General features: G+C 66.1%; 28 protein-coding genes. 21 read left to right on the top strand and 7 right to left on the bottom strand.

Annotated features, from left to right (window positions below; all coding sequences use genetic code 11):
- The first annotated feature begins 46 nt into the window (after nt 1-46).
- From SSO01S_RS06930 to SSO01S_RS06915, 4 genes are all read left to right on the top strand, one after another.
- The gene (locus SSO01S_RS06930; protein WP_066797210.1) at nt 47-2,047 is read left to right on the top strand and encodes a protein-disulfide reductase DsbD family protein; all 2,001 of its coding nucleotides are present in this window, start codon (nt 47-49) and stop codon (nt 2,045-2,047) included.
- Nucleotides 2,048-2,115: 68 nt separating this feature from the next.
- On the top strand, nt 2,116-3,585 hold the full coding sequence (locus SSO01S_RS06925; protein ID WP_066797207.1) for a circularly permuted type 2 ATP-grasp protein: 1,470 nt from the start codon (nt 2,116-2,118) through the stop codon (nt 3,583-3,585).
- 150 nt (nt 3,586-3,735) lie between these two features.
- Nucleotides 3,736-4,671, top strand: coding sequence for an alpha-E domain-containing protein (locus SSO01S_RS06920; protein WP_174520765.1), 936 nt, complete (start codon nt 3,736-3,738; stop codon nt 4,669-4,671).
- Entirely contained in the window at nt 4,671-5,477 is an 807-nt protein-coding gene (locus SSO01S_RS06915) for a transglutaminase family protein (protein WP_066797201.1), read from the top strand. Before SSO01S_RS06920 ends, SSO01S_RS06915 begins: the two co-directional genes overlap by 1 nt.
- A gap of 135 nt (nt 5,478-5,612) precedes the next feature.
- Here SSO01S_RS06915 and SSO01S_RS06910 read toward each other — a convergent pair whose 3' ends face one another.
- Both SSO01S_RS06910 and SSO01S_RS06905 read right to left on the bottom strand, forming a co-directional pair.
- Nucleotides 5,613-6,395, bottom strand: a complete 783-nt coding sequence (locus SSO01S_RS06910; RefSeq protein ID WP_066797197.1) for an arginyltransferase — start codon at nt 6,393-6,395, stop codon at nt 5,613-5,615.
- A gap of 327 nt (nt 6,396-6,722) precedes the next feature.
- Complete coding sequence (locus SSO01S_RS06905; protein ID WP_066797194.1) at nt 6,723-7,967, bottom strand: threonine ammonia-lyase; 1,245 nt, start codon at nt 7,965-7,967, stop codon at nt 6,723-6,725.
- A gap of 58 nt (nt 7,968-8,025) precedes the next feature.
- Between SSO01S_RS06905 and SSO01S_RS06900 the strand changes: the two genes are divergently transcribed.
- Genes SSO01S_RS06900 through SSO01S_RS06890 form a run of 3 tightly spaced genes read left to right on the top strand, consistent with a single transcriptional unit; the run spans nt 8,026 to nt 11,090 of the window.
- Complete coding sequence (locus SSO01S_RS06900) at nt 8,026-9,678, top strand: amidohydrolase (protein ID WP_066797191.1); 1,653 nt, start codon at nt 8,026-8,028, stop codon at nt 9,676-9,678.
- A gap of 7 nt (nt 9,679-9,685) precedes the next feature.
- Complete coding sequence (locus tag SSO01S_RS06895) at nt 9,686-10,417, top strand: CPBP family intramembrane glutamic endopeptidase (protein WP_066797188.1); 732 nt, start codon at nt 9,686-9,688, stop codon at nt 10,415-10,417.
- On the top strand, nt 10,410-11,090 hold the full coding sequence (locus SSO01S_RS06890) for an HPP family protein (protein WP_066797186.1): 681 nt from the start codon (nt 10,410-10,412) through the stop codon (nt 11,088-11,090). The genes SSO01S_RS06895 and SSO01S_RS06890 overlap by 8 nt, the downstream gene beginning before the upstream one ends.
- Before the next feature lie 402 nt (nt 11,091-11,492).
- Here SSO01S_RS06890 and ctrA read toward each other — a convergent pair whose 3' ends face one another.
- The gene (gene ctrA, locus SSO01S_RS06885) at nt 11,493-12,200 is read right to left on the bottom strand and encodes a response regulator transcription factor CtrA (RefSeq protein ID WP_066797183.1); all 708 of its coding nucleotides are present in this window, start codon (nt 12,198-12,200) and stop codon (nt 11,493-11,495) included.
- 174 nt (nt 12,201-12,374) lie between these two features.
- Nucleotides 12,375-13,289, bottom strand: a complete 915-nt coding sequence (locus SSO01S_RS06880) for a LysR family transcriptional regulator (protein WP_066797177.1) — start codon at nt 13,287-13,289, stop codon at nt 12,375-12,377.
- Nucleotides 13,290-13,373: 84 nt separating this feature from the next.
- On the opposite strand from SSO01S_RS06880, the gene SSO01S_RS06875 reads away from it, so the two are divergent.
- From SSO01S_RS06875 to arfB, 5 genes are all read left to right on the top strand, one after another.
- Complete coding sequence (locus tag SSO01S_RS06875; protein ID WP_066797174.1) at nt 13,374-14,084, top strand: pirin family protein; 711 nt, start codon at nt 13,374-13,376, stop codon at nt 14,082-14,084.
- An 87-nt stretch (nt 14,085-14,171) separates the two neighbouring features.
- The gene (wrbA, locus tag SSO01S_RS06870) at nt 14,172-14,774 is read left to right on the top strand and encodes an NAD(P)H:quinone oxidoreductase (RefSeq protein ID WP_066797171.1); all 603 of its coding nucleotides are present in this window, start codon (nt 14,172-14,174) and stop codon (nt 14,772-14,774) included.
- 128 nt (nt 14,775-14,902) lie between these two features.
- A complete protein-coding gene (locus SSO01S_RS06865; protein WP_066797168.1) occupies nt 14,903-15,697 on the top strand; it encodes a mannan-binding lectin in 795 nt (264 codons plus the stop codon).
- 42 nt (nt 15,698-15,739) lie between these two features.
- Nucleotides 15,740-16,390 (top strand): RluA family pseudouridine synthase, encoded by a 651-nt coding sequence (locus tag SSO01S_RS06860; RefSeq protein WP_066797166.1) that lies wholly within the window; start codon nt 15,740-15,742, stop codon nt 16,388-16,390.
- Nucleotides 16,383-16,784: an alternative ribosome rescue aminoacyl-tRNA hydrolase ArfB gene (gene arfB / locus SSO01S_RS06855; protein WP_066797163.1), complete on the top strand. Its 402-nt coding sequence runs from the start codon at nt 16,383-16,385 to the stop codon at nt 16,782-16,784. Before SSO01S_RS06860 ends, arfB begins: the two co-directional genes overlap by 8 nt.
- A 12-nt stretch (nt 16,785-16,796) precedes the next feature.
- Here arfB and SSO01S_RS06850 read toward each other — a convergent pair whose 3' ends face one another.
- Entirely contained in the window at nt 16,797-18,089 is a 1,293-nt protein-coding gene (locus SSO01S_RS06850; protein ID WP_066797162.1) for an Hsp70 family protein, read from the bottom strand.
- An 85-nt stretch (nt 18,090-18,174) separates the two neighbouring features.
- Between SSO01S_RS06850 and SSO01S_RS06845 the strand changes: the two genes are divergently transcribed.
- A complete protein-coding gene (locus SSO01S_RS06845; protein WP_066797161.1) occupies nt 18,175-18,663 on the top strand; it encodes a free L-methionine (R)-S-oxide reductase MsrC in 489 nt (162 codons plus the stop codon).
- 114 nt (nt 18,664-18,777) lie between these two features.
- Nucleotides 18,778-19,719 carry an RcnB family protein gene (locus SSO01S_RS06840; protein WP_066797160.1) on the top strand — a complete coding sequence of 314 codons (942 nt, stop codon included), beginning with the start codon at nt 18,778-18,780 and terminating at the stop codon, nt 19,717-19,719.
- 130 nt (nt 19,720-19,849) lie between these two features.
- On the opposite strand, the gene SSO01S_RS06835 is transcribed toward SSO01S_RS06840, so the two are convergent.
- On the bottom strand, nt 19,850-20,305 hold the full coding sequence (locus tag SSO01S_RS06835) for a universal stress protein (protein ID WP_066797159.1): 456 nt from the start codon (nt 20,303-20,305) through the stop codon (nt 19,850-19,852).
- Between the two features lie 116 nt (nt 20,306-20,421).
- On the opposite strand from SSO01S_RS06835, the gene SSO01S_RS06830 reads away from it, so the two are divergent.
- From SSO01S_RS06830 to SSO01S_RS06810, 6 genes are read left to right on the top strand one after another with little or no spacing between them, the layout of a single operon-like run.
- Entirely contained in the window at nt 20,422-21,705 is a 1,284-nt protein-coding gene (locus SSO01S_RS06830) for a pyruvate dehydrogenase complex dihydrolipoamide acetyltransferase (RefSeq protein ID WP_066797157.1), read from the top strand.
- 13 nt (nt 21,706-21,718) lie between these two features.
- Nucleotides 21,719-21,946, top strand: a complete 228-nt coding sequence (locus tag SSO01S_RS06825) for a hypothetical protein (RefSeq protein WP_066797152.1) — start codon at nt 21,719-21,721, stop codon at nt 21,944-21,946.
- Nucleotides 21,939-22,376, top strand: coding sequence for an acyl-CoA thioesterase (locus SSO01S_RS06820; protein ID WP_066797151.1), 438 nt, complete (start codon nt 21,939-21,941; stop codon nt 22,374-22,376). The genes SSO01S_RS06825 and SSO01S_RS06820 overlap by 8 nt, the downstream gene beginning before the upstream one ends.
- A 4-nt stretch (nt 22,377-22,380) precedes the next feature.
- Nucleotides 22,381-22,806 (top strand): endonuclease domain-containing protein, encoded by a 426-nt coding sequence (locus tag SSO01S_RS17190; RefSeq protein WP_245646633.1) that lies wholly within the window; start codon nt 22,381-22,383, stop codon nt 22,804-22,806.
- Entirely contained in the window at nt 22,799-24,199 is a 1,401-nt protein-coding gene (gene lpdA, locus SSO01S_RS06815; protein ID WP_066797150.1) for a dihydrolipoyl dehydrogenase, read from the top strand. Before SSO01S_RS17190 ends, lpdA begins: the two co-directional genes overlap by 8 nt.
- Nucleotide 24,200: 1 nt before the next feature.
- A complete protein-coding gene (locus SSO01S_RS06810) occupies nt 24,201-24,548 on the top strand; it encodes a DUF3140 domain-containing protein (protein WP_066797149.1) in 348 nt (115 codons plus the stop codon).
- 7 nt (nt 24,549-24,555) lie between these two features.
- Here SSO01S_RS06810 and SSO01S_RS06805 read toward each other — a convergent pair whose 3' ends face one another.
- Nucleotides 24,556-25,011 (bottom strand): GFA family protein, encoded by a 456-nt coding sequence (locus tag SSO01S_RS06805; protein WP_066797722.1) that lies wholly within the window; start codon nt 25,009-25,011, stop codon nt 24,556-24,558.
- A gap of 90 nt (nt 25,012-25,101) precedes the next feature.
- Here SSO01S_RS06805 and SSO01S_RS06800 point away from each other — a divergent pair, with 90 nt between their 5' ends.
- Nucleotides 25,102-25,683 (top strand): DUF4142 domain-containing protein, encoded by a 582-nt coding sequence (locus SSO01S_RS06800; protein WP_066797146.1) that lies wholly within the window; start codon nt 25,102-25,104, stop codon nt 25,681-25,683.
- Nucleotides 25,684-25,723 lie beyond the last annotated feature (40 nt).

Raw genomic sequence — 25,723 nt, 5'->3', positions numbered from 1 at the left:
GTCCGTCAGCTATTGTCGAAGCACGGTTGCTGGGCAAGGACGCTGCATGGACTGGCTTCGTTTCATGTTTGTGTCCTTCATGCTGGCGGTGCTGGCACCGGCGGCGACGGCGCAGCCGGTGGGGAAGGGCCCGCATGTCCAGATCGAGCTGATCGCCGAGACGGACCATCCCGCGGCAGGGAGTGAAGTCACGCTCGCCTTTGCGTCCCGGCCCGATCCGGGCTGGCACGCATATTGGGAAAATCCGGGCGATGCCGGGTTTCCGGCGCGTGCCAAATGGAGCGTCCCCACAGGCGTGACGGCCGGCCCGATCCGCTACCCGGTGCCCGAGCGGCTGATCATCGCGAAGCTCATGAACTATGTTTACGAAGCGCCGTTTGCGCAGCTCGTGACCCTAAAGCTCCCGGGCGATGCGAAGGGAGAGATCCCGATAAGCGTCGAGCTGGACTATCTCGTCTGCACCGATTCGATCTGCGTGCCCGAACGGCAACAACTCTCGACCTCGCTGACCGTTGGGGACGGTGCCATCGCGACCGAGCGGCGCGCCCGCTTCGATGGGTGGCGCAAGGCTTTGCCCAAGCCGCTGGGTTCGCCCGCAACCTATCAGATCGAGGGCGGCAGGGTGCGGCTGGCGATCCCCTATCCGGCGAGCGCGCCCGGCGGAGACGCGTACTTCTATCCGCTGGCGCAGAACATGCTGGATCACGCAGCGCCCCAGACGGTGACCCGTAGCGGCGACCGGCTGGTGGTCGAAACTGCGGCCAAGGGTGAGCCCACCGCATTTGACGGTGTGCTCGCGATCGGCGGACAGGGGTTCATCGTCACGGCGAGCCCCGGCACGGTTCCGCCCGTCGATACCGGCTTCCCCTGGACAGCCGCGCTGGCTGCGTTCTTCGGCGCGATACTGGGCGGGCTGCTGCTCAACGTGATGCCGTGCGTCTTCCCGATCCTCAGCCTCAAGGCGCTGAGCCTTGCCAAGGCCAATGACGGCGATGGGCGTCCGCGCAGCGAAGCTCTGGCCTATACTGCGGGCGTGGTGCTCGTCTGCCTCGCGCTCGGCGGCACATTGCTGGCGCTTCGGGCCGGCGGCGCGACGCTTGGCTGGGCCTTCCAGCTTCAGGACCCGCGCGTCATCCTGATCCTGTTGCTGCTGGTCACCGGGATCGCGCTCAATCTTGCCGGATTGTTCGAGCTTTCGGTGCCGGGCTTCGTCAACCGTGCAGCTTCCAGGGGCACCGGTGGTGCCTTCGCCACCGGCGCGCTCGCGGCGTTCGTCGCGACGCCCTGCACGGGCCCGTTCATGGGGGCGGCATTGGGCGCGGCGCTGATCCTGCCATGGCCAGCGGCACTTGCGGTGTTTGGCGGGCTTGGGCTGGGCATCGCGCTGCCGTTCCTCGCTCTGGGGTTCATTCCCGCGCTTCGCCGCCGCCTGCCCAAGCCGGGTGCGTGGATGGAGCGGCTGCGCCATGTGCTGTCGGTGCCGATGTTCCTGACCTCGCTCGCATTGGCGTGGGTCCTGTGGCGGCAATCGGGATCGGCAGGGCTGGCGATCGGTCTTGGCGCAACCTTGCTTGCCACCGCGGGGCTCTGGCTCGTTGGACGCACCCAGCGACAGGGCGCGCGCGCCTGGCCCTTGGGCGCACCGTTGCTCCTCGCCGCGATCACCGCCACCGCCTTTATCCGTCCGGCGGCGCAGGCCCAGTCGCTGGCATATGGCGAGCCATTCAGCGAGGCTCGGCTGGCGCAGCTCCAGGCCGAAGGGCGTCCGGTCTTCGCCTATTTCACCGCCGATTGGTGCCTGACCTGCAAGGTCAACGAGAAAGCGGTGATCGAGACGTCGGCCGTCGAGAATGCGCTCAAGCAGGGGAACGTGGCGGTGCTGGTCGGGGACTGGACCGATGGCAGCCCCGAACTGGGCCGCTTCATCGAGCGCCACAACCGCGCCGGGGTGCCGCTCTATCTGTGGTACGCCCCGGGGCGCAGCGAGCCCGAAGTGCTGCCCCAGCTCCTGACCACCGGCATGTTTACGGAGCGCGCCGCGAGATAGGCCCCCTTGTGCGCCGCAGCAAACCGTTGCAGCATGGAACCAGTCGGCAGTTCGACACTTGGGGGCGCATGGCTGCAAACGGGGCGTTTGACGAAATCTGGGGACATGGCGGGCCGGATCATCCGCGCGCCGAATTCGCTGCGCTATCGCAGTGGGTTGCAGACACGCCCGCATCCGAATTGCAGCGCCGCCAGCAAGCCGCCGAAACCGCATTTCGTCAGCTCGGCATCACCTTCGCGGTCTATGGAGACAGCGACGCGGCGGAGCGGATCATCCCGTTCGACATCGTTCCCCGCATCTTCCTGCAAAGCGAATGGCAGCGGCTCTCCGAAGGGCTGGTCCAGCGCGTGGAGGCGATCAACGCGTTTCTCGAGGACGTGTACGGCGAAGGGCGCATCATCAAGGAAGGCGTCATCCCGCCCGAGCTGGTGCTCCTCAACGAGCAGTTCCGTGCCGAGGTAAACCGCGTCCGCCCGCCGCACGGCGTCTGGGCGCATATCTGCGGCATCGATCTGGTGCGCACCGGCCCGGACGAATTCTTCGTGCTGGAGGATAATGCCCGCACACCCTCCGGCGTTTCGTACATGCTCGAAAATCGCGAGGCGATGCTGCGGCTGTGCCCCGAGCTGTTCCGCGATTTCCGCGTGGCTGCGGTGGACAGCTATCCGGACATGCTGCTGGAGACGATGCGCTCGGTCTCGCCCGGCAGCAAATCCGATCCGGTCTGCGTCGTGCTCACGCCCGGCCACTTCAACTCGGCCTATTACGAGCATAGCTTCCTCGCCGATGCGATGGGGGTCGAGCTGGTCGAGCCTGCGGATCTGGTCGTGGACGACGATATTGTCTGGATGCGCACGATCGGCGGACGCGTCCGCGTCGATGTGATCTATCGCCGCATCGACGACGATTATCTCGATCCGCTCGCCTTCCGGCCCGAAAGCCTGCTCGGCGTGCCCGGCCTGATCGCCGCCTATCGCGCGGGCAATGTCGCGATCCTCAATGCCCCGGGCAACGGCATTGCCGACGACAAGGCGATCTACAGCTATATGCCCGAGATCGTCCGTTTCTATTCGGGTGGCGAGGCGAAGCTGCCCAATGTCGAGACCTTCCGCTGCCGCGAGCCCCAGGCGCTGAAATATGTGCTCGATCACCTGCCCGAGCTGGTGGTCAAGCTGGTCGATGGTTCGGGTGGCTATGGCATGCTCGTCGGGCCGACTGCGAGTCGCACCCAGATCGAGGAGTTCCGCGCCGCATTGATCGCCGAACCGCAGCGCTACATCGCGCAACCCACGCTGGCGCTCTCCACCGTGCCCACTTTGGTCGAAGCCGGGCTCGCGCCGCGCCACGTCGATTTCCGCCCCTTCGTGCTTACCGGCGGCAACGGCGTGAAGGTCGTCCCCGGCGGACTTACCCGCGTGGCGCTTCGCGAAGGATCGCTGGTGGTCAACTCCAGTCAGGGCGGCGGCACCAAGGACAGCTTCGTGCTGATGGATGACGGCGCGCCTTCGGGCCAGTCGCAGACGCAGGTGCAGTCGTGAACTGTCTCTTCTCGATCCTCCCCGGTACGGGGAGGTGGCAGCGCGAAGCGCTGACGGAGGGGGCTCCCCACCCGCGATTCGTTTGCGGCACGCCCCCTCCACCAGCTTCGCTGGTCCCCCTCCCCGTGCCGGGGAGGATCTAACATGCTGATGCTCTCCCGCACCGCATCGGCGCTCTACTGGCTCGGCCGCTATATCGAGCGCGCCGATTTCATCGCGCGGCTGGTAGAGGCAACGGTGCGCCTCGATGCGCTTTCCGCGCGCCCCGCCGGAGAGGCCGCATGGAAGAGCGCGCTGGCGGTGAGCTACACCGACGATGCCTTCGCGCTCACCGGCAATCCGCTGACCCAGGCGCATGTGGCGCGCTTCCTGACGCTCGATCCCAGCCATCCTGGCTCGATCGTCCGCTGCCTCGATATGGCGCGCAACAACGCCCGCGCCGTGCGCACCGCGCTGACCCGCGATGCCTGGACCGCGATCAACCGCGCCTGGCTGCTCTTCCAGAATCGCGCCTCGACCGGGGGCGCCACCGCGACGCTCAACCTGGTCGAGCAGGTGAAGGGTGAGACGCGCGGCTTCGAAGGCGCGATCCACCGGATGATGCGCAACGAGCCGACGCTGCTGATCCAGCTCGGCTCCGCGATCGAGCGGGCAGACAACACCGCGCGCCTCGTCGATGTTAAATATCATCTGCTGCTGCCCAAGGGCGAGCCGGTGGGTGGCGTGGTGGACCGCGATCAATGGACCACGATCCTCCAGACCGTCTCGGCGGTGAACGCCTATCGCTGGGTGTATAATGATGGCTTGCAGCCCCGGAACGTGATCGATCTCCTGCTCAACCGCGCCGAATTGCCACGCAGCCTTGCCGCCTGTGTCGAGGAGACGGTGGGCCTGCTCAGCGCGCTTGCCAAGCGCACCGGGCTGCAGGGCGAGGCGGACCGGATGGCGCGCGCGCGAATGTCGCGGCTGCAAAAGACCAGCACCTCGCAGATCATCGTCAGCGGGCTGCACGAATATCTCGGCGCCTTTATCGCGGAGAATGCGATGCTCGACGGCGCCATTGCCCGCCAGTTCCGGTTCACCTGATGCGCATCGCGATCGAACATCACACGCATTACCGCTTCAGCGAGCCGCAGGCGCGCCTGGTGCAGATGCTGCGGCTGACGCCTTGCGATACGCAGGATCAGACCGTGGTGAGCTGGCACATCGGCGTGGATTGCGATGCCCGCCTGCGCGATGCGACCGATGGCTTCGGCAATGCGGTGACGATGCTGTATGCTGAGGGGCCGCTTGCGGGGATCGACATCACCGTCACCGGCGAGGTGCTTACCAACGAAGCGACCGGCATGGTTCGCGAAGCAATCGATCCCCTGCCGGCCTTATTCTATTGCCGCACAACCGCACGGACGCACGCGAGCGCCGAATTGACCGGGTTCGCGGCAGAACATGCATCAGGCGACCCGCTGGAGCGGATGCACCGGCTCAACGCCGCGCTCCACGCGCGCTTCCCCAGCGCCCCCGATGCGCCGGATACCGGGGCGACGGCCGCAGAAGCGTTTGCGGCGAGGAAGACCACGTCGCGCGATCTGGCGCAGATCTTCATCGCCTGTGCGCGCAGCCTGCATGTCCCGGCACGCTACGTCTCGGGCTATCGCAGCGATGGCGAGGCAACGCACAGCGCCCCCCATGCTTGGGCAGAGGCGCATATCGAGGGCTTTGGCTGGATCGGCTTCGATCCGGTCACCGGGCTTTCGCCGGACGCTAGCTATGTGCGGGTCGCCGTAGGGCTGGATGCGCTGGGCGCTGCGCCGATCGCCGGAATGCGGCTGGGGCAGGGCCGCGAAGAGCTGGACGTGGACCTCCACGTCGATCGGCTCGGCGGCGAGGAATAGCCGTCATCCCCGCGAAAGCGGGGATCCAGAACCAACAGGGCGTCGTCAGACAAGCCCGGGGCCCCGCTTTCGGGATGACGATGAAGGATGCCCGGAACCAGCTCCAGAGCCAGTTCAGCTCCGCCCAAACCGGCGCTAGGCCGTCTCGGTAACCCGCGCCCGCATCGGCATCGAAAACGCTTCTTCGTCGGCGAGCAGCGACCAGCCGGCCGGGCCGAGGACTTCGATCGGCCGGTAGCGCGTCTTGTACGACATCCGTTCGCTGCCCTTCACCCAATAGCCGAGATAGACATAGGGCAGGCCCGCCGCGCAGCTGCGCATGATGTGCTCCATGATGATGAAGTTGCCCAGGCCGGGCCGGGCCTCCTCATCGGCATCGAAGAAGCTGTAGATCATCGATAGCCCGTCGGCCTGCTGGTCGGTGATGCATGCGCCCACCAGCCTGCCGCGCTCGCCATTCACCGAAGGCTCGCGATATTCGATTACATAGGAGCTGACCGGCGATTGCTCGACCATGTCGGCATAATCATTCTCGTCCATGGCCGCCATGCCGCCGCCCGGATGGCGCTTGGCCAGATAGCGCTGGAGCAAGGCGAACTGCTCCTGCGTCGCCCAGGGCTTGCATGCCGTGATCTCGAGATCGCTATGCCTGCGGATCAGCTTGCGCTGGGTGGCGTTCGGTACGAACTCCCCGGCGACGACGCGCACCGAGACGCAGGCGGTGCAGCCTGCGCAGCTCGGCCGATACGCCACCGATTGGCTACGGCGAAAGCCGATGCGGCCCAGCGCATCGTTCAGCTCGCCCGCATGCTGGCCCGAAAGCTCCGTGAAGATCTTCCGCTCCTGCTTGCCCGGCAGATAGGGGCAGGGCGAGGGGCTGGTCACGAAAAAACGCGGAAAACGGGAGAGTGCGGTCACCGTTCATTAGCCCCTTTGCCATCGGCCCCCTGCCGACTGTTGAGGCGACTATGAAGCGGCTCGCGAGTGATGAAAAGCGGCTTTACCATGAAAGAAGGTTAACGGTTAATCACTCGTGCCGATCGTGGGAAACACGGGTTCGCGCCGTTTCGCGCTGGCACGCGAACGGTCGTCATTAACCATTTGCCGCGAGAAACGCGGCTTGTTGCGCTATCGTATCGCTGTTCGAATCCGGTGTGAATCGGCCCCGGACTCGGCTCGTCCCGGTTCCGATTCATTTGGTCGCGGATGTGATTCCGGCGGGCTGTGGCTCGCCGGTCACAGCGGTCAGGCCAGTTCGACCTGGCTCACTTCATATTGTGCGCGGCGCAGCGCGACGATCAGCCGGTCGAGATGATTGCGATCGCGCGTCTCGCACTCGATGTCGGTGATCAGTCCCTTGGCCGGCAGCGTGGTGAAGACGCGCTGGTGATACACTTCGATGATGTTCACGCCCTGCTCGTGGAATATCCGCGCGACATGGAACAGCGCGCCGGGGCGATCCTGCAGCCGGATGCGCAGGCGGGCGAGGCGGCCCGAACGGGCAAGGTCGCGCAACAGGACGTTGGCCAGCAGCCGCGTGTCGATATTGCCGCCGCACAGGATGGTGCCGACCTTCTTGCCCTTGAAGCGTTCCGGCTCGGCCAGCAGCGCGGAAAGCCCTGCGGCACCTGCGCCTTCCACAACGGTCTTCTCGATCTGGAGCAGCAGGCTGACGGCCTCTTCCAGCCGCCGCTCTCCGACCAGGACGATATCATCGACCAGCGCCTGTACGATCGTGCTGGTGATGCCGCCCGGCTCCTTCACCGCGATGCCTTCGGCCAGCGTGTCGCCGGCGCAGGGCATGTCGGTGTGGTTGATGCGGTTGTACATCGAAGGATAGAGTTCGGCTTCGACGCCGATCACCTGCAGGTTGCGGCCTTCGGACTTGGCGACCACCGCGCTGCCCGAGATCAGCCCGCCGCCGCCGATCGGGACCACCAGCATTTCCAGATCGGGCACGTCCTCCAGCATCTCCAGCGCGGCGGTGCCCTGGCCCGCGATGATCCGCGCATCGTCGAACGGGTGGACAAAGGTGTAGCCGTGCTCGGCCTCCAGCTTGCGGCTATGGGCATAAGCGGCGTCGAAGGTTTCGCCCTCCAGGATCACGGTCGCGCCATGCCCCTCGGTCTGGGTGACCTTCACCGTCGGCGTATTCTTGGGCATCACGATCGTGCTGGGGATGCCCAGCCGGTTCGCGTGATAGGCGAGCCCCTGCGCATGATTGCCGGCCGAGGCCGCGATCACCCCCTTCTGCCGCGCTTGCTCGTCCAGCAGGAGCAGCGTGTTGAGCGCGCCGCGCTCCTTATAGGCGGCGGTAAACTGGAGATTCTCGAACTTCAGATAGACGGTCGCACCGGTCAGGTCTGACAGCGTCTTGCTCACCAGCGTGGGCGTTCGCACGATCGAGCTGGTAATGCGGGCCTGTGCGGCACGAACATCGTTGATCGATACGGGGAGCTGCGCGTCGGCGCGGATCGTCTTGGTAGCCATAGGGGGAGCGGCCTAGACCATCTGGCGCGGCGGGGAAACAGCCCCTATCGCTTGATCCATGACCAAGCTGATCCTCCGCCTGATCGCGGCCGCCGCGCTCCTCCTCGCACCGGCGGCGCATGCCGATGGGCTGATCGACAATGTCAACGGCCTGACGCTGGACGAGAAGGGGCAGGTCGTTCGTTTCAACGGCATCCTGTTCAACCGCGAAGGGCAGGTCGTCTGGCTGTACAAGGGCAAGGAAAAGCGCCCGAAAAAGCTGGAATGGAAGATCGATCTGGGCGGCAAGACCGTAGTGCCGGGGATGATCGACGGCCATGGGCACGTCATGGGGCTGGGCGATCAGTTGCTCCGCCTGGACCTGTCGGCGACCAACTCGCTGGAGGAGGCGCTCGCCAGGATCCGGGCCTATGCCGCCGCGAATCCGGCCAAGTGGATACTGGGCAGCGGCTGGAACCAGGAGAAATGGGGGCTGGGCCGCTTCCCCACCGCCGCGGAGCTCGATTCGGTGGTGAGCGATCGTCCGGTCTGGCTCGACCGGGTCGATGGCCATGCCGGCTGGGCGAACAGCCGCGCGCTGGCGCTGGCCGGGGTCACCGCCGCGAGCAAGGATCCCAATGGCGGCCGGATCGAGCGCGACGCCAGCGGCGCGCCGTCCGGCGTGCTCGTCGATGGCGCGATGGAGTTGCTGACCAAAGCGATCCCGCAGCCCACGCCGCGTGAGCGCAACGCGGCCTTTCTTGCCGCGCAGGAAAAGCTCTTCTCGCTGGGCATCACCGCCGCCGCGGACATGGGGACCAGCGTGCAGGACTGGCTCACCTATCGCCGCATGGGCGATCTCGGCCTGCTCAAGCTGCGCATCATGAGCTATGCCGGCGGCGTCGATACCGCGCTCGCGGTGGGCGGGCAGGGGCCGACGCCCTGGCTTTACGGCGATCGGCTGCGCATGGGCGGGATCAAGCTCTACGCCGATGGCGCGCTGGGCAGCCGGGGCGCCTGGCTCAAGGCCGATTATGCCGATGCGCCGGGGCAGAAGGGGCTGGGCTTCCTGAGCAACGACCAGCTGCTCAACCTGATGATCCGCGGCGCGATGGACGGCTTCCAGATCGCCGTGCACGCCATCGGCGATCGCGCCAATCAGCAGGCGCTGGACGCGATAGAAGTGCTCTCTGACACCTATAAGGGCGATCGCCGCTGGCGGATTGAACATGCCCAGATCGTCGACCCCAAAGACCTCCCCCGCTTCGGCAAGTTCGGCACGATCGCGTCGATGCAGCCGGTGCACCAGACCAGCGACCGGACGATGGCCGAGGCGCGGCTGGGGCCGAACCGGTTGGCGGGCGCCTATGCCTGGCGCTCGATGCTGCAGAATGGCGCGAAGCTCTCCTTCGGATCGGATTTCCCGGTCGAGAGCCCGGATCCCTGGGCCGGCTGGGCGGCCAGCTTCACCCGGACCGACGCGGACGGCCAGCCGGCGGGCGGATGGCGGCCCGGAGAAGCTGTGACGCGCGAGCAGGGCTGGGCGGGCTTCACGACCGGCGCGGCCTATGCGGGGTTCGCCGAAGACAAGATCGGACGCCTGGCGCGGGGCATGCGCGCCGACTTCCTGGTGCTCGACCGCGATCCGCTGCTCGCCTCCCCCAGCGAACTGCGCGCCACCCGGGTTCTGGAGACCTGGATAGGCGGCGAACGGGTCTGGCAGAGGAAGTAAGACCCAGATGCGACCCGCGCCCGCGCGCCTCGCCGCCGCATTCCTGATCCTGTTCGCCCTCTATCAATCGGCCGAGGGCATCGGCGGCAAGCTGCTGGGCAGCTTTCCGGTGCAGGCGGGGCTGATGGTCGCGGCGGTGCTGGCAGCCTGGCCGGTGGGACGATGGCTCGGCTATCGCGGCTATGACGCCTATGGGCTGGACCTGAAACCGCGCTCCTTCGCATTGCTCGGGGCGATGCTGCTTCTGGCGATGGGCGCCAAATGCGCGGGGCTGGTCTGGGGGATGCAGGCGGGGGTCTATACGCTGGCGCCGGCCGCGATCACGGGCATCGCCATGGCGATGGTCGCCACCTTCATTCCCTCGATCGCGGAAGACATTCTGACGCGAGGCTTCTTCCTGCGCGCGGCGAACCCGGGCTGGAGCGGCTGGGCCTTCGTGCTGGGCAGCGCCGCGATCTTCACGCTCAACCATATCTACCGCTTCGACTGGGGCGTGACCGAGCAGTTGCGGCTGTTCGCCATCGGCCTGGTCTATGCGCTGGCCGCGTGGAAATGGCGGACGCTATGGGCCGCCGTGGGCCTGCACTGGGGCTACAACCTCGCCAACGAACTGACCGGGCCGCTCGCGGACGCCGTCGACGCGACAGCGGTGCGCTGGGTGACGATCGGCCTGCATCTGGCGCTGCTGGCCATCGTGCTGCTGCTGCCCGCGAAGCGCGACGAGGCCGCCCATGCTTGACCGGCTGCGCAGCCTGCCGCTGCCGTTGCTCGCGGGTGCCAATTGGCGCGAACGCATCATCGGGGCCGCAGGGGCGCTGCTGGGGATCGGCCTGTCGGCGCTGATCAGCACGCGCGTGGCGGGCGATCCCGGCATGGGCCTGCTGCTGGCTGCGCCGATCGGCGCATCGGCGGTGCTGGTGTTCGTCGTACCGTCGAGCCCGATGGGCCAGCCCTGGCCAGTGATCGGCGGCAACGTGATTTCGGCGCTGGCGGGGATCGCCGCCGCGCATTGGCTGGGGCATGGCGCGCTGGCGGCGGGCGTTGCCGTCTCCAGCGCTATCATATTTATGTCTGCCGCCCGGTGCCTCCACCCATCGGGTGGGGGAAGCGCGTTGCTGGGCGTGGTGGGCGGACCGGCGGTGCTGGCGCACGGATATGCCTTTGCGCTGGTGCCGGTGGGTCTCAACGCGATGCTGCTGGTCGCGGTGGGCGTCGCGTTCCACCGCTTCACCGGCCAACGCTATCCGCACCGCGCCGTCCCCGTTCCCGCGCGGCCGCGCCTGATCGCCGAGGACATCGATGCCGCGCTCGACGATCTGGGCGAGACGTTCGACGTGTCACGCGAGGATCTGCAGGCGCTGTTCGAGCGGGCGGAGCGCCACGCGGAGGCGCGAAAGGTTACACAAAAGTGACACCAAGAACGGGTGTGCGAGCCAGGGCCGAGCCGCGGGTCTGGCGCCCGGTCTGGCAGAGCTGGAACCGTCATCCCGCGAAAGCGGGGGTCCAGAGCCAAGCGGGCTGTTGCCGGGCAACCCTGGGTCCTCGCTATCGCGGGGATGACGCCTGTTCAAGCTGGATGGACCAAGCTCGGGACGGCACCAAGCTGTGCTGCAATCGCAGCGCAATCGGACAAGTCAAAAAGCGGCGTTGAGGCAACGCCGCACCAGCCAAGCATCTGAAATCCTACATTGCAAGCATCGTATCGAGCGGGGGCGATTGCCCGGTCGGCGGGTGGGCGGGCCGACTTCCGCCACATGAAAAGGGCCGCGGTCCTTGCGAACCGCGGCCCTGGTCAGCCCCCGCTGCGTTTGGTGTCAGGCGACTTCGGAAATCGCCTGTTCGCCGCCTTCGGGCTCGCGCAGCACATAGCCGCGGCCCCAGACGGTCTCGATATAATTCTCGCCTTCGGTCGCCATGCTGAGCTTCTTGCGCAGCTTGCAGATGAAGACGTCGATGATCTTGAGTTCGGGCTCGTCCATGCCGCCATAAAGGTGGTTGAGGAACATTTCCTTGGTGAGCGTGGTGCCCTTGCGGAGCGAAAGCAGCTCCAGCATCGCATATTCCTTGCCGGTGAGATGCACGCGGGCACCATCGACTTCGACGGTCTTCGCATCGAGGTTCACGGCGAGCTTGCCGGTGCGGATGACCGACTGCGAATGCCCCTTCGAGCGGCGGACCACGGCATGGATGCGCGCGACCAGCTCTTCGCGGTGGAAAGGCTTGGTGACATAATCGTCGGCACCGAAGCCGAACGAGCGCACCTTGGAATCCATTTCGTTGATGCCCGAAAGGATCAGCACCGGCGTCTGGACGCGGGCGACGCGGACCTTCTTGAGCACATCATAGCCATGCATATCGGGCAGGTTCAGATCGAGCAGGATGATGTCGTAATCATAGAGCTTGGCGAGATCCAAGCCCTCTTCACCGAGATCCGTCGTGTAGACGTTGAAGCCCTCGGTCGAGAGCATCAGTTCGATCGCCTTCGCGGTCGACGGCTCATCCTCGATCAGCAGCACACGCATGCCAGTTCCCCTTGCCCACCAAACGCCTTCCTCCCTCGTGGCGGAAACGTCCTGAGCGATTTATTAACCTAACCCGGTCTGAAGGCAAAAGGTTAATTTCTTCCTAACCCGCAGAAATCCACGAGTCGCGGGATTCTACGTAGGTGGAGGACTCAGCTTGGTTACAGAGTCGAGTCAGATCGGGGCGTCGGCGCAAATTCGCTTGAGCCGATCGGACAGGAATTCGATCAGCGCTTCGACGCGGGCCGGACGCAGCGTTCCCGGCGGGGTGATCAGGTGGAGCGCGGAAGCGCCGATCGACCATTCGGGCAGCACCGCCTCCAGCGTGCCGGCGGCCAGATCTTTATCCACGATGAAGCCCGGCAGGATCGCTACGCCCAGCCCGGCACGCAGCGCGGGGAGCATCGCATCGCCGCTGTCGGTGCGGATCGGCCCCTCCACGCGCACCGCCGCTTCTTCGCCGCCCGCCTTGCGGAAGCGCCAGGTGTCGGGGTTTGCCGTATTGGCATAAGTGAAGCAGGCGTGCCGGGCGAGGTCGGCTGGGTGCGCGGGGTGGCCATGCTGCGCGAAATAAGCGGGTGCCCCGACCACATGCGCGGTGACGGCCCCCAGGCGGCGCGCGCGGAGCGAGCTATCGGGCAGTTCGGCGATGCGCAGCGCGATATCGATGCCTTCGCCGACAATATCGACGAACGCATCGGACAGGCGCAGATCGATCTTGATCCCCGGATGGGCGGCCATGAATTCGGCGAGCAAGGGTGCGACCGCCTGGATGCCGAAGGTGAGCGGCGCGGCAAGGCGGACCAGCCCCGCAGGCGCGCTGGCGGATTCGAACGCGGCTTCCTCCGCAGCTTCGCCCTCGCTCAGGATGCGCTGGGCATGCTCGGCGAGCGCACGGCCGCTGTCCGTCAGCGTCAGGCGGCGCGAGGTGCGGTGAAACAAGGTGGTGCCGAGCCGCAATTCGAGGCGGCTGATCGCCTTTGAGACGGTGGCTTTCGAGACGGCAAGCGCATCGGCGGCGGCGCTGAACGAGCGATGCTCGACGACTGCGGCGAAAACGGCCCAGGCTTCGAAGTCCGGTAGCTTCATGCGAAACAATCCGTTTCCAACGTTTCCATTTACGCGACGATACCGCGCCTTATCTCTGGGTTCAAGAAACGAAAGGTCATCATCATGATCGACACCAAGACCATCGAGCTGCGCCCGTTTGAGACCCTAGGCCATGCCAATCATGGCTGGCTCAACGCGCGGCATCACTTCAGCTTCGCGAACTATCACGATCCGGCCCGGATGGGCTGGGGCGCGATCCGCGTGTGGAACGATGACGAGATCGCCGCCAATTCCGGTTTCCCGCCGCACCCGCACCAGGACATGGAAATCATCACCTATGTCCGCTCGGGCGCGATCACCCATCAGGATTCGATGGGAAACAAGGGCCGCACCGGCGCAGGCGACGTGCAGGTGATGAGCGCCGGAAACGGCGTTCGCCACGCCGAATATAATCTCGAGCCCGAGACGACGACGCTCTTCCAGATCTGGATCCTCCCGCGCGAGCGGGGCGGCCAGCCGAGCTGGGGCGCCAAGCCCTTTCCGAAGGGCGATCGCTCGGGGCGCTTCGTGACGCTGGCGAGCGGCTTTGCCGAGGATAGCGACGCTTTGCCGATCCGCGCCGATGCCCGCGTGCTGGGCGCGACGCTGAAGGCAGGCGAGAGCGTGACCTATCAGGTGGGCGAGGGGCGGCATGCCTATCTCGTCCCCGCGATCGGCACGATCGAACTGGCCGGCGAGCGCATCGAGGCACGCGACGGCGCAGCCCTGAAGGGCGGCACCTACACGATCACTGCGATCCAAGACGCAGAGATCGTGATGGTCGACGCCGACTGAGCCCCCCGTCCGCCACGCCCTTCCCCCCCCGGCGTGGCGGACACCCCCGGATTCTTTGAAGGCCCGGATTTTTTGAAGGAACGCACAATGACCAAGGTTCTGGTTCTCTATTATTCGTCCTACGGCCATATGGAGCAGATGGCGGATGCCGTCGCCGAAGGCGCGCGCTCGGCGGGTGCCGAGGTGGATATCCGCCGCGTGCCCGAAACCGCGCCGCCGGAAGTGGTCGCCGCGGCCTATTTCAAGACCGATACCGCGCATCCGGTGATCGAAGGCCCCGAGGCGCTGAAGAATTATGACGCGATCATCGTGGGCGCGCCGACGCGCTTTGGCCGGATGGCGAGCCAGATGGCGAGCTTCTGGGATACGGCGGGCGGCATCTGGTATAGCGGCGCGCTGAACGGCAAGGTGGGCGGCGCGTTCACCTCCACCGCGACCCAGCATGGCGGACAGGAAACGACGCTGTTCTCGATCATCACCAATCTGCTGCACTTCGGCCTGACCATCGTCGGGCTGGACTATGGCTTCCAGGGCCAGAGCGGCGTGGACGAGGTGAAGGGCGGTTCGCCTTACGGCGCGACCACGATCGCCGATGGCGATGGCAGCCGCCAGCCCAGCCAGTCCGAGCTGGACGGCGCGCGCTATCAGGGCCGCCGCATCGCCGAGACCGCGATCAAATTGGCCGCATAATCCCCCCTCTATATGCGGCCCGCGAACGGCGGCCGGAACCTTCGGGGGCCGGCCGCCGTTTTGTCATTCGTTGCGCTTTCGCAACCAAGACGCCACAAGGCGGCAACAGGGATGAGAGGAACGGACCGATGATCGTGAGCATTGCAGCATTCGCCATTGCCCTTGCCGCGCCGGGCGTTTCCGCGCCGGCTTCTGGCGATGGCTATCCCGCGCTCCAGCGCCGCGTGGACGGCACCAACGTGACGCGCGTTTTCCATACCGGCGGCGGTTCGTTCGAGAATCTCGACAATGGCCGGTGGATCGAATTCGGCCATGACGGCACGCTGATCCACACGTTTGAGGAGGAGCGCCGCACGCCGGCGCGCGTCTGGCTGATCGATCGCCAGCGCGGCGGGGTTCGCGTGTTCATCGACCTGCAGAGCCGCGAGATCTGGGGCACGCCGGTATTCGGTTCGCAGCGGCTGCTGTATCGCATCACCGATCTGGACGCCGATCGCCGCGGACGCGGCTGGCGCGGACGGCGCGGCGGCGATGGCGGCGGCATGGGACGCGACGACGATCGGGGCGGTTGGGACCGCGGCGGCGCGCGCGAGATCGAGGTCGGGCCGATCTGGAACCAGCGTGACGCCGAGACCAAGTGCGCGAATAAGGCGCGCGAGCTTCGCGGCACCTGGAACGGCCAGTGGCGCACGACGGTGCAGGGCCGCATGTCGGTCTGCTCGATCGACACGGGCCGTGGCGGACCGGGCGGCGGCTGGGATCGCGGCTCCACGCGCAACGTGGAAGTCGGCCCGATCTGGAACCAGGCGGACGCCGAGAACAAGTGCCGCAACAAGGCGCGCGAGCTGCGCGGCGAATGGACGGGCCAGTGGAGCACCACGCAGCCGGGCCGCATGTCGGTGTGCGAGATCCGCTTCCGCTGAGGCGACTCTCGCGCACGCCGCCTGAAAGTGTATAGGGCGGCGATGTTCAAGGATCGCGTACTTTTCATCGACGGCGAAGCGCTGGTGATCGACAAGCCTGCCGGGCTTCCCGTCGATCGCCCGCGCGATCGCTCGCGCAGCCTGGAGGACATGCTCGGCGAGATGACCTTCGGCTTCCAGCGGCTGCCGCTGCCGGTGCACCGGCTGGACCGCGACACCAGCGGCTGCCTGTTGCTCGCGCGTAATCCCAAGGCGCACAAGCGCTTCGGCCAGGCGTTCGAGCAGGGGCTGGTGACCAAGCGCTATGTCGCGGTGCTGGATGGCGAGCCGGAGGCGGATAGCGGCGAGATCGATCTGCCGCTGATCAAGATCTCTTCGGAAGAGGAAGGCTGGCGGATGACCGGCGATCCGGCGGGCAAGCCGGCCTTTACCCGCTGGGAAGTGATCGAGCGGGTGAAGGGCAGGGCGATGGTGGCCTTCTTCCCCAAGACCGGCCGCACGCATCAGCTTCGCGTTCACGCCGCAGAGGGGCTCGGCCTGCCGATCCTGGGCGATCCGGTCTATGGCAAGGGCGGCCCGGCGGTGATGCTCCACGCCGCCGAGCTGATCGTGCCGCGCGACGGCAAGCCCGAGGTGAAGGCCGAGGCGCCGTTGCCGCTGCGCTTCCACAATATCGGCTTTGGCCGTGGCTGAACTGCCCGAAGAGGCGATCGTCGAGGAAAAGTTCCTCGCAGCCTCGGGGCCGGGTGGGCAGAACGTCAACAAGGTGGCGACCGCGGTGCAGCTGCGGGTCAACGTCTTCGCGCTGGGGCTGCCGGTTTATGCCTATCAGCGATTGAAGGTGCTTGCCGGGACGAAGATGACCGGCGCGGGCGAGCTGGTGATTACCGCGCGCAAGTTTCGCACGCAGGAAGCGAACCGCAGCGATGCCCGCGAGCGGGTGGTGGAGCTGATCGAGAAATCGCTGGAGCGCCAGGCGCGGCGGGTGAAGACCAAGCCGAGCAAGGCCGCCAAGGCGCGCCGGGTGGACGAGAAAAAGGGGCGCAGCGCGGTCAAGGCCGGGCGGGGCAAGGTCAGCTTCGACTGAGGGGAGGGGGGCTCAGGCGGTCCATTGCTCTACATCGGGGTCTGCGCCGATCAACGCCAGCCCGTGCGCGATCGAGGTGAGTTCGCCGCCGGTCGCGATCCGCTCGCTGCCGAAGCGGCGCTCGAACATCGCGCGGATCGCGGGGATGAGCGAGGAGCCGCCGGTGAGGAAGATACGGTCGATCGCACCGGCTTCGACGCCTGCTTTGGTCATCGCCAGATCGACCGTCGCTTTGATCCGCTTGAGATCCTCCGCGATCCAGGTTTCGAAATCGGCGCGCGTCACGTCTGCCGTGATCTCCAGCCCCGCGCCGCTGAACGCGAATGCGGCATGCTCGCTGCCCGACAATGCGCGCTTCAGGCGGCCGACGGCGTCGTAAAGCGGGAAGCCCAGTTCGTTTTCGATCAAGGCGATCATCCGCCCGATCGCTTCGGGCTCGATCGCGCTCTTCTGGAGACGGCGCAGCTCCTCCATCGTCCTGCGATTGCGCATCAGGGCAAGGCGGGACCAATCGGCGAAATCGGCGAAATGGCTGCGGGGGATTTCGAGGATCTTGTCGAACGAGCGGTAATTGCCGCCCTTGCCGAGCAGGGGCAGGATCAGGCGATCGACGATGCGATAGTCGAAACGGTCCCCGGCGATGCCGATGCCTGCCGAACCCAGCGGCACGCAGCGCTGCGCCGCACCCGGCTCGGACACCCGCACGATCGAGAAATCGCTGGTGCCGCCGCCGAAATCCGCGACGAGGATGGTGGCGGGTTCGGTGAGCCGCGTGGCATAGCTGAACGCCGCGCCCAGCGGCTCGTACACATAATGCAGCCGCGTGCCGAACGCGTCGAACATCGCGTCATAACGCTGCCGCGCGAGCTTTTCGTCGGGGCGGGCGCCGGCATAGGTCACGGGCCTGCCGATCACGATCCGATCGGGCACGCTATCCAGTGCGCCGCCGGCATGCGCGCGCAGCCGGGCGAGAAACATGCGGCCCAACTCCTCGAACCGGTAGCGTTTGTCGAACACGTTGGCGTGCTCGAAGACCGCGCTGGCGGCGACGCTCTTGAACGACTGGATGAAGCGGCTGTCGTGCGGCCATTCGAGATATTCGGCGATCGCCCAGGGTCCGGCCTCGTGCGCCACGCCGCCGCGTGCATCGTCATCGAGCCAGTAGCAAAGCGCGGACCGGAACACCTCGCCCGTCGCATGATCGCCCACGAAGGGCACGACTTGCGCCGCTCCGTCGCCGCCGGAAAGCGCGACGACGCTGTTGGTCGTGCCGAAATCGAGCCCGAGCGCCTGCTCGCCGGCCATGGTGCTTCTCCGAATCTTGGGGGGCGGCGCCTATTGCATCTAGCGCGCGCTTTCGCAAACGCCGGGTCGCGCCTACATCGCGTGCATGTACGATTTCACCGTGACCGCTTCATCCAAGTCCGAACTCTATCGCGATCTGGCGGCCGCGCTCGATTCGCTGACCGCCGACGAGCCGGATGCGATCGCCAACATGGCGAACGTATCGGCGCTGATCTGCCAATATCTGCCCGATCTCAACTGGGCGGGATTTTACCGGAATGTGGGCGGCGAGCTGGTGCTCGGGCCGTTCCAGGGCAAGGCGGCGTGCATCCGCATCCCGTTTGGCAAGGGCGTGTGCGGTGCGGCGGCGGCGACCCGGGAGACGCAATTGGTGGAGGACGTGCATGCTTTTCCCGGCCATATCGCCTGTGACGCCGCGAGCCGATCCGAGCTGGTCGTGCCGATCGTCCATCAGGGCGAGCTGATCGGCGTGCTCGATCTGGACAGCCCCAGCCCGGCGCGGTTCGACGCGGGCGATGCGGCGGGATGCGAAGCGCTGATGCGCATACTTGCGCCGAGGCTGGCGCGGGACTGATCCCGTATCGGGACGCCGTTAAGCATCAAACGGATTCGCCGCATCGCGGCCAACGCGGTAACCTTTCGTCAACCATAAGAGCGGGCGGGCTCGGTTGGGCGAAGGAGTATCGCGATGCGTTTCTGGATGATGGCAGCCATTTCGGCGGTAGCGCTGGGCGCTGCGGGCCCGGCTGCGGCCCAGGGCTATGGCGCGCCAATCCCGGCGCCCGGCGGCGCGACCTATGGACCGCCCCCGCAGCAATATGGCGCTCCGCCGCCGTTCGTCGCGCAGCAGGCCCCACAGGGGCAGGTGCCGACGGCGGGACCGCGCGTGTGGCAGGACGGACGCTGGATGGCGCTGCCGCCGAGCCGGAACATCGCGCGGCTGAACGATCCGAATCGCTGGGGCTATGAGATCGAAGGCCAATGGTATGGCGGCACGCAGGCGCCGGGCGGCTGGGGTGCGTATCGCCGCCTTGGCCGCGGCCATCAGATGCCCGGTTACTGGATGCAGGGCGCATTCGGCATCCCCGACTATCTGAGCTTCGGCCTGTCCGCACCGCCGCGCGGCTATCGCTGGATCCGCTATTATAACGACGCCGTGCTGGTCGATGATCGCGGCAATGTGTGGGATACGGTGGGCGGCATCGCCTGGGCCGGTGCCGGTGCCTATGCGGGCGGCAGCCATTCCAGTTCGAGCAGCTACAGCTATTCGAGCGCGGGCGCGGCGATCCAGCCGGTCGATCCCAACCTCTATTACGGCCAGCAGCAATATCAGGGCGGATATGCGCCGCCTGCTGCCTATGGCCCGCCGGCCGTGCAGCAGGGCTATGGGGCCAATTATGGCGCAAGCTACATGCAGGGCAGCTATTATTACGGTGCGCCGGTCACCTCCTCATCGGTGATCGTCATTCCGACCACGACGACCACGACGATCGTCGAGGAAGAGATCATCGAGGAAACCGTGGTGACGACCAGCTATGTGCGGGCGACGCCGCGCCGCGTGGTCCGCCGCGCGGCACCGCCCAAGCGCGCCAAGCCGCGCCCGGCCTGTTGCCGGTGCGTCTGCCGCTAGCGTTCGGGATCATCCGTCATCCCCGTGAAAGCGGGGATACAAGATTACCATGAGACACCCTGCTTGGCTCTGGGTCCCCGCTTTCGCGGGGATGACGCTCAATTAATTTTGATGGGCCAAAGTCCAATGCTCAGCTGAGCCGGTCGATCGCTTCCATATCGAGCGAGCCGGGGATGATCATCACCGGCACGCGCATCGCGCCGGCATCGTGCCCCGAGAAATGCGACACCAGAGGACCGGGCGGGCCGCTGGCCGCGGCTCCGATGACGAGCGCCGCGATATCGGGATTGGCGGCGATCATCGCGCGCACCACGGAGGGGCCATCGTCGTCGCGGAGCGTGATCGAAGGCGTGATCCCCGATTCGCTGAGCAGGGTTCCAGCTGCGCGCGCGACCAAAGCCTCGGCCCGCTGCCGCGCTTCCTCTTCGATCGTCGCCATCACGCCGCCCCAGGCAACGAACTCCTGACGCGGAATAAGCGCCAGAATCTCGACGTTGCCCCCGGTCTTCACCGCGCGGCGCGCAGCGAAGCGCAAGGCGATCTCCGCCTCCGGGCTATCGTCAATCACCACCAGATAGGTGCGCATGCGCCTGATCCCCTCTATCCGCATGACTGCCTTGCGATTGTGTTTGGCGCAAGCGGCCTTGACCCTGCGGCAGGGCGGCGCGAAAGGGCTTTGTCAGCCTGAATACGGGAAGCCCCATGGGAATCGAAATCAAGATGCCGGCCCTCTCTCCGACGATGGAGGAAGGCACGCTCGCCAAATGGCTGGTCAAGGAAGGCGACACCGTGAAGTCGGGCGATCTGCTTGCCGAGATCGAGACCGACAAGGCGACGATGGAATTCGAAGCCGTGGACGAAGGCGTGATCGCCAAGATCACGGTTCCCGAAGGCACCGATAATGTGAAGGTCGGCACCGTGATCGCGGTGATGGCGGGCGAGGGCGGCGAAGAAGCCCCGGCCCCCGCACCTGCTCCCGCCAAGGCAGAGGCTGCTCCTGCGCCGACTGCGAAGGTGGAGACGCCGACGCCCGCAGCCCCGGCTCCCGCCGCTGCTCCGAAGGCAGCGGGCGAGCGCATCAAGGCGAGCCCGCTGGCCAAGCGCATCGCCGCGGAAAAGGGCTTCGATCTTTCCAGTGTGACCGGTTCGGGCCCGAACGGCCGGATCGTGAAGGCCGATCTCGAAGGCGCCATGCCGGGTGCAGCGCCTGCCGCGAAGGCGGAAGCTTCCGCGCCGGCACCTGCCGCCGCCGCAGCTGCTCCGGTTGAGGCCAAGGCCGTATGGTATGACGAGACGATCCCCCACGAGGAGGAGAAGCTCTCCAACATCCGCAAGACGATCGCGCGCCGCCTGACCGAATCCAAGCAGACGATCCCGCATATCTATCTGACCGTGGATATCCGGCTCGACGCGCTGCTCAAGCTGCGCTCGGAGCTCAACAAGGCGCTGGAGCCGCGCGGCGTGAAGCTGTCGGTCAACGATCTGCTGATCAAGGCGCTGGGCGTCGCGCTGATCCAGACGCCCAAGTGCAACGTCACCTATACCGGCGACAAATTGATCAAATATTCGCGCGCAGACGTGTCGGTCGCGGTATCGACCCCGACGGGCCTGATCACGCCGATCATCCGCGATGCGGCGGGCATCAGCGTCTCGGCGATCTCGACCCAGATGAAGGACCTTGCGGGCCGCGCCAAGGAAGGCAAGCTCCAGCCTGCCGAGTATCAGGGCGGCACTGCCAGCCTGTCCAACATGGGCATGTTCGGGATCAAGCAGTTCGAAGCGGTGATCAATCCGCCGCAGGGCATGATCATGGCGATCGGCGCGGGCGAGAAGCGGCCTTATGTGATCGACGACGCGCTGGGCGTGGCGACGGTGATGTCGGCGACCGGCAGCTTCGATCACCGCGCGATCGACGGGGCAGACGGCGCCGAGCTGATGAAGGTGTTCAAGGAGCTGGTCGAAGCTCCGATGGGCATGATCGCCTGACGGGAGCGAGCCGATGCGCGTCCTGATCGAAGTGCTGCACATCGCGATCGGGCTGGTTGCGGCATATGTGATCGCGTCGCTTTCGGCCTGGTCCTATCCGCTCGCCAAGAAGGATATCTGGCTGGTCACCTATGTCGCGATGATCGCGGTGGTGGCGATGGGCGTAGGGCCGCTGCGCCGGGCCTATGCAGCGGACAAGGCGAAGCTTGGCGGCGCACCGGGTGCACCAGCGGATGGCTGAGACTCGGCCGATGAGCCAGCCTGCGATCCGCGTGAGCGCGATGCCGGCGGACGCCAATGCCTATGGCGACATCTTCGGCGGCTGGCTGGTCGGGCAGATGGATCTGGCCGCCGGGCTGGTCGCGGCGCGCCGGGCCAAGGGCCGCGCGGTGACGGTCGCGATGGACGGCATGCAGTTCCATGCGCCGGTGGCGGTGGGCGATGAAGTCTCGGTCTATGCGGAGATCGTCAGCGTCGGGCGCTCGTCGATGGTGATCGCCGTCGAGGCGTGGCGCCGCGAACGCCATGGCGAGGCGGTGCAGAAGGTGACGCAGGCGCAGTTCACCTTCGTGGCGATCGACGAGAACCGCAAGCCGCGGGCGGTGGACGTTCCGGACCCCTCTCCCCTTGAGGGAGAGGAAGGGGCCCGCCGCGAAGCGGCGGGAGGGTGAGGGCGTGCGCGGCTACGACGACCTCACGTTGAAGCGCGCCAAGGCCATGCGAAAGGCGCCTACCGAAAGCGAGCGCGTTCTCTGGACCCATCTGCGCGGCGGGCGATTAAATGGCGCCAAATTTCGTCGGCAACAGCCGATCGGCCCTTATATCGTGGATTTCATCTGTCAGGAACATCGGCTGATCGTTGAAGCGGACGGATCGCAGCATCTGGATAACGATCATGATGCTCGCCGCGATGCCTTTCTGACAGAGAAGGGATGCCGCGTATTTCGCGTGTGGAACAACGCGGTTCTCGATGACATAGAGGCAGTCAAAACCGCGATTTGGGCTGCTATCTCAAGCCCTCACCCTCCCAAGCCTTTGGCTTGGGCCCCTCCCTCTCCCTCAAGGGGAGAGGGGCATAAGAAGGACGCTTTCCTTGCCTGAATCCTACGACGTCATCGTGCTCGGCTCCGGCCCCGGCGGCTATGTCGCCGCGATCCGGGCGAGCCAGCTGGGCCTGAAGACCGCGATCGTCGAGCGCGAACTGCTCGGCGGCATCTGCCTCAACTGGGGATGCATTCCGACCAAGGCACTGCTGCGCTCGGCGGAGATCTTCCACTATATGCAGCACGCCAAGGATTACGGCCTGGCGGCCGAGAAGATCAGCGCGGACCTGGATGCGGTGGTGAAGCGCTCGCGCGGCGTGGCGAAGCAGCTCAATGCGGGCGTCACGCACCTGATGAAGAAGAACAAGATTGCCGTGCACATGGGCACCGGCAAGCTGACGGGGAAGGGCAAGCTGAGCGTCACCGGTGCGGACGGCAAGACGACCGAGCTGACCGCGAAGAACATCATCCTCGCCACCGGCGCGCGGGCGCGCGATCTGCCGAACCTGCCGGCGGACGGCAAGCGCGTCTGGACCTATCGCCATGCGATGACCCCCGCCGAGATGCCCGGCAAGCTGCTCGTCATCGGATCGGGCGCGATCGGGATCGAGTTCGCGTCCTTCTATAACGACATGGGCGCGGACGTGACGGTCGTTGAGATGATGGACCGCATCGTGCCGGTAGAGGATGCCGATGTTTCGGCGTTCCTCGAAAAGTCGCTGACCAAGCAGGGCATGAAGATCAAGACGAGCGCCAAGATCGACAAGATCGAGGCGGGATCCGGCGGCGTGAAAGCCACGATCACCGGGAAGGACGGCAAGGCCGAGACTAGCGAGTTCAGCCATGTCATCGTCGCGATCGGCATCGTGCCCAACACCGAGGATCTGGGGCTCAAGGAGCTGGGTGTCGAAGTGAACGATCGCGGCTTCCTGATCACCGGGCCGGACTGCAAGACCAATGTCGACGGCCTCTATGCGATCGGCGATATCACCGCGCCGCCCTGGCTGGCGCACAAGGCGAGCCATGAGGGCGTCATCGCCGCCGAGGCGATCGCGGGCAACCACCCGCACGCGATGGACCCGAAGAACATCCCGGGCTGCACCTATTGCCACCCGCAGATCGCCAGCGTCGGCCTGACCGAAGCCAAGGCGAAGGAAGCGGGCTATCAGGTAAAGGTCGGCAACTTCCCCTTCATCGGCAACGGCAAGGCGATCGCGCTGGGCGAGGCGGAAGGCTTTATCAAGACTGTGTTCGACGCAAAGACCGGCGAGTTGCTGGGCGCACACATGATCGGCGCGGAAGTGACCGAGCTGATCCAGGGCTACACGATCGGCAAGACGCTGGAGACCACCGAGGCCGAATTGATGGAGACGGTGTTCCCGCACCCGACGCTCTCCGAGATGATGCACGAGAGCGTGCTGGGGGCCTACGGAAAGGCGCTGCATATCTGAGGTGGCGGCCCGCGACGATCACGAATCAGTCTATCGCGCCTTTCACGAAGCGGTGAACATGACCGCCGACGAGATCGAGGCGTGGCTGGAGACGGATGAGAGCCGGACGGTCGGCTATCGGCGGCCGGGCGAGACCGAGAGCGTCGGGCATGCGTCGGGCCGGCGGATCGTGCAGATATTGCGGACGGGCAAGGCTGCGCTCGACGCTGCGGATTACGCGCATATGCGCAAGGTCGTCGGGTTTGTGCGGCGGCACCGGGGGCAGGGGCCGCATGACGAATTTCGCGTGCCCTTCTCGCGTTGGCGCTATTCGCTGATGAACTGGGGGCATGACCCGCTGAAGGCGTAGGGCGCGCTCAGCGCGTGGCGGCATATTCCGCCATGAGCGGCCCGAACGCCTCCATTGGCGGGAAGGCCGGATAGCTGTGCTTCGCTGAGGTCTTGGCCCAGCCGAGCCCCTCGCTGGTGAAGGTCTCGACGAAGGGCGTGCACCATTCGGCCACACCCAGCATGGTCGGGCGTACATTGACGAAGCCTGCCGCGTGGGGCGAGCGCGTGAACACCCAGCTCTTGCACCAGTCGCAATGGTGATGCTGCGCGTCCTGGCCGTGGAGCCCGCCGATCACCGGGTCGCCCGCCAGAACTTCGAAGCCGGCTTCGGGGATGATCGCGGTCAGCGAGAAGGCGCTTGCCGACATCTTCTGGCAGCCCGTGCAATGGCAGGCCATCGTCATCACCGGCGGCTGGCTGACGCGGATGCGAAGCCTGCCGCACCGGCAGCTTCCTTCGACCGGCAATGATGCGCTGTTCATGGTGCCTGTCATGCGCGCAAGCGCGTTGCCGGGCAATGGGGAACGCTAAGGGCGGCGCTTCGTTGAGCGCGCAGCAGGAGGAATTGCAACATGCATATCAAGACGATGGCCCTGGGCCTTGCGCCCGTGCTTGCGCTCGCAGCGTGCAGCAGCAACGAGACGACGAGCACCACCAACCTCACCACGATGGAAAGCCCGGTTCCCATGGAGAACATGGACATGGGCAATGGGACGATGGCCGCCATGCCGGTATCGGCGGGTCAGGCCTTCGCCGACATGGCGGGCGCGAGCGACTGGTATGAAGTCGAAGCAGGCAAGCTCGCGCAGGAAAAAGCCACCAGCCAGGCGCTCAAGGACTTCGGTGCGATGATGGTCAAAGGCCACACCGAATCCACCGAGAAGCTGAAGGCCGCGGGCGCGAAGGCGAGCCCGGCGATCACGCCCAACCCGGCGCTGAACGCCGAGCAGGAAGCCAATCTGGCCGTCTTGCGCGACGCGACCGGTGCTGCGTTCGATACGGCGTACAAGGCGCAGCAGGTGGCGGCGCACGAAAAGGCGCTGGCGGCGATGAAGGACTATGCCGCCAATGGCGACGTGCCTGCGCTCAAGACCTTTGCGGCGGAGACCAGCAAGGTCGTCCAGATGCATCTGGATCGCATCAAGGGCATGTGACCCTAAGGGGCGTCAAAGAATAAGGCCGCGTTCCCGGTGG

The organism is Sphingomonas soli NBRC 100801, assembly GCF_001591025.1.
Classification (GTDB): Bacteria; Pseudomonadota; Alphaproteobacteria; order Sphingomonadales; family Sphingomonadaceae; genus Sphingomonas; species Sphingomonas soli.
Note: the sequence above shows the minus strand (reverse complement) of the source record. Positions and strands in the feature narration are given on the sequence as shown.

What these genes read in the sequence shown, in the direction of transcription:
- SSO01S_RS06930 (WP_066797210.1), top strand. Translation starts at nt 47, where the DNA reads ATGGACTGGCTTCGTTTCATGTTTGTGTCCTTCATGCTGGCGGTGCTG.
- SSO01S_RS06925 (WP_066797207.1), top strand. Translation starts at nt 2,116, where the DNA reads ATGGCTGCAAACGGGGCGTTTGACGAAATCTGGGGACATGGCGGGCCG.
- SSO01S_RS06920 (WP_174520765.1), top strand. Translation starts at nt 3,736, where the DNA reads ATGCTCTCCCGCACCGCATCGGCGCTCTACTGGCTCGGCCGCTATATC.
- SSO01S_RS06915 (WP_066797201.1), top strand. Translation starts at nt 4,671, where the DNA reads ATGCGCATCGCGATCGAACATCACACGCATTACCGCTTCAGCGAGCCG.
- SSO01S_RS06905 (WP_066797194.1), bottom strand. Translation starts at nt 7,967, where the DNA reads ATGGCTACCAAGACGATCCGCGCCGACGCGCAGCTCCCCGTATCGATC.
- SSO01S_RS06900 (WP_066797191.1), top strand. Translation starts at nt 8,026, where the DNA reads ATGACCAAGCTGATCCTCCGCCTGATCGCGGCCGCCGCGCTCCTCCTC.
- SSO01S_RS06895 (WP_066797188.1), top strand. Translation starts at nt 9,686, where the DNA reads ATGCGACCCGCGCCCGCGCGCCTCGCCGCCGCATTCCTGATCCTGTTC.
- SSO01S_RS06890 (WP_066797186.1), top strand. Translation starts at nt 10,410, where the DNA reads ATGCTTGACCGGCTGCGCAGCCTGCCGCTGCCGTTGCTCGCGGGTGCC.
- ctrA (WP_066797183.1), bottom strand. Translation starts at nt 12,200, where the DNA reads ATGCGTGTGCTGCTGATCGAGGATGAGCCGTCGACCGCGAAGGCGATC.
- SSO01S_RS06880 (WP_066797177.1), bottom strand. Translation starts at nt 13,289, where the DNA reads ATGAAGCTACCGGACTTCGAAGCCTGGGCCGTTTTCGCCGCAGTCGTC.
- SSO01S_RS06875 (WP_066797174.1), top strand. Translation starts at nt 13,374, where the DNA reads ATGATCGACACCAAGACCATCGAGCTGCGCCCGTTTGAGACCCTAGGC.
- wrbA (WP_066797171.1), top strand. Translation starts at nt 14,172, where the DNA reads ATGACCAAGGTTCTGGTTCTCTATTATTCGTCCTACGGCCATATGGAG.
- SSO01S_RS06865 (WP_066797168.1), top strand. Translation starts at nt 14,903, where the DNA reads ATGATCGTGAGCATTGCAGCATTCGCCATTGCCCTTGCCGCGCCGGGC.
- SSO01S_RS06860 (WP_066797166.1), top strand. Translation starts at nt 15,740, where the DNA reads ATGTTCAAGGATCGCGTACTTTTCATCGACGGCGAAGCGCTGGTGATC.
- SSO01S_RS06850 (WP_066797162.1), bottom strand. Translation starts at nt 18,089, where the DNA reads ATGGCCGGCGAGCAGGCGCTCGGGCTCGATTTCGGCACGACCAACAGC.
- SSO01S_RS06845 (WP_066797161.1), top strand. Translation starts at nt 18,175, where the DNA reads ATGTACGATTTCACCGTGACCGCTTCATCCAAGTCCGAACTCTATCGC.
- SSO01S_RS06840 (WP_066797160.1), top strand. Translation starts at nt 18,778, where the DNA reads ATGCGTTTCTGGATGATGGCAGCCATTTCGGCGGTAGCGCTGGGCGCT.
- SSO01S_RS06835 (WP_066797159.1), bottom strand. Translation starts at nt 20,305, where the DNA reads ATGCGCACCTATCTGGTGGTGATTGACGATAGCCCGGAGGCGGAGATC.
- SSO01S_RS06830 (WP_066797157.1), top strand. Translation starts at nt 20,422, where the DNA reads ATGGGAATCGAAATCAAGATGCCGGCCCTCTCTCCGACGATGGAGGAA.
- SSO01S_RS06825 (WP_066797152.1), top strand. Translation starts at nt 21,719, where the DNA reads ATGCGCGTCCTGATCGAAGTGCTGCACATCGCGATCGGGCTGGTTGCG.
- SSO01S_RS06820 (WP_066797151.1), top strand. Translation starts at nt 21,939, where the DNA reads ATGGCTGAGACTCGGCCGATGAGCCAGCCTGCGATCCGCGTGAGCGCG.
- SSO01S_RS06805 (WP_066797722.1), bottom strand. Translation starts at nt 25,011, where the DNA reads ATGAACAGCGCATCATTGCCGGTCGAAGGAAGCTGCCGGTGCGGCAGG.
- SSO01S_RS06800 (WP_066797146.1), top strand. Translation starts at nt 25,102, where the DNA reads ATGCATATCAAGACGATGGCCCTGGGCCTTGCGCCCGTGCTTGCGCTC.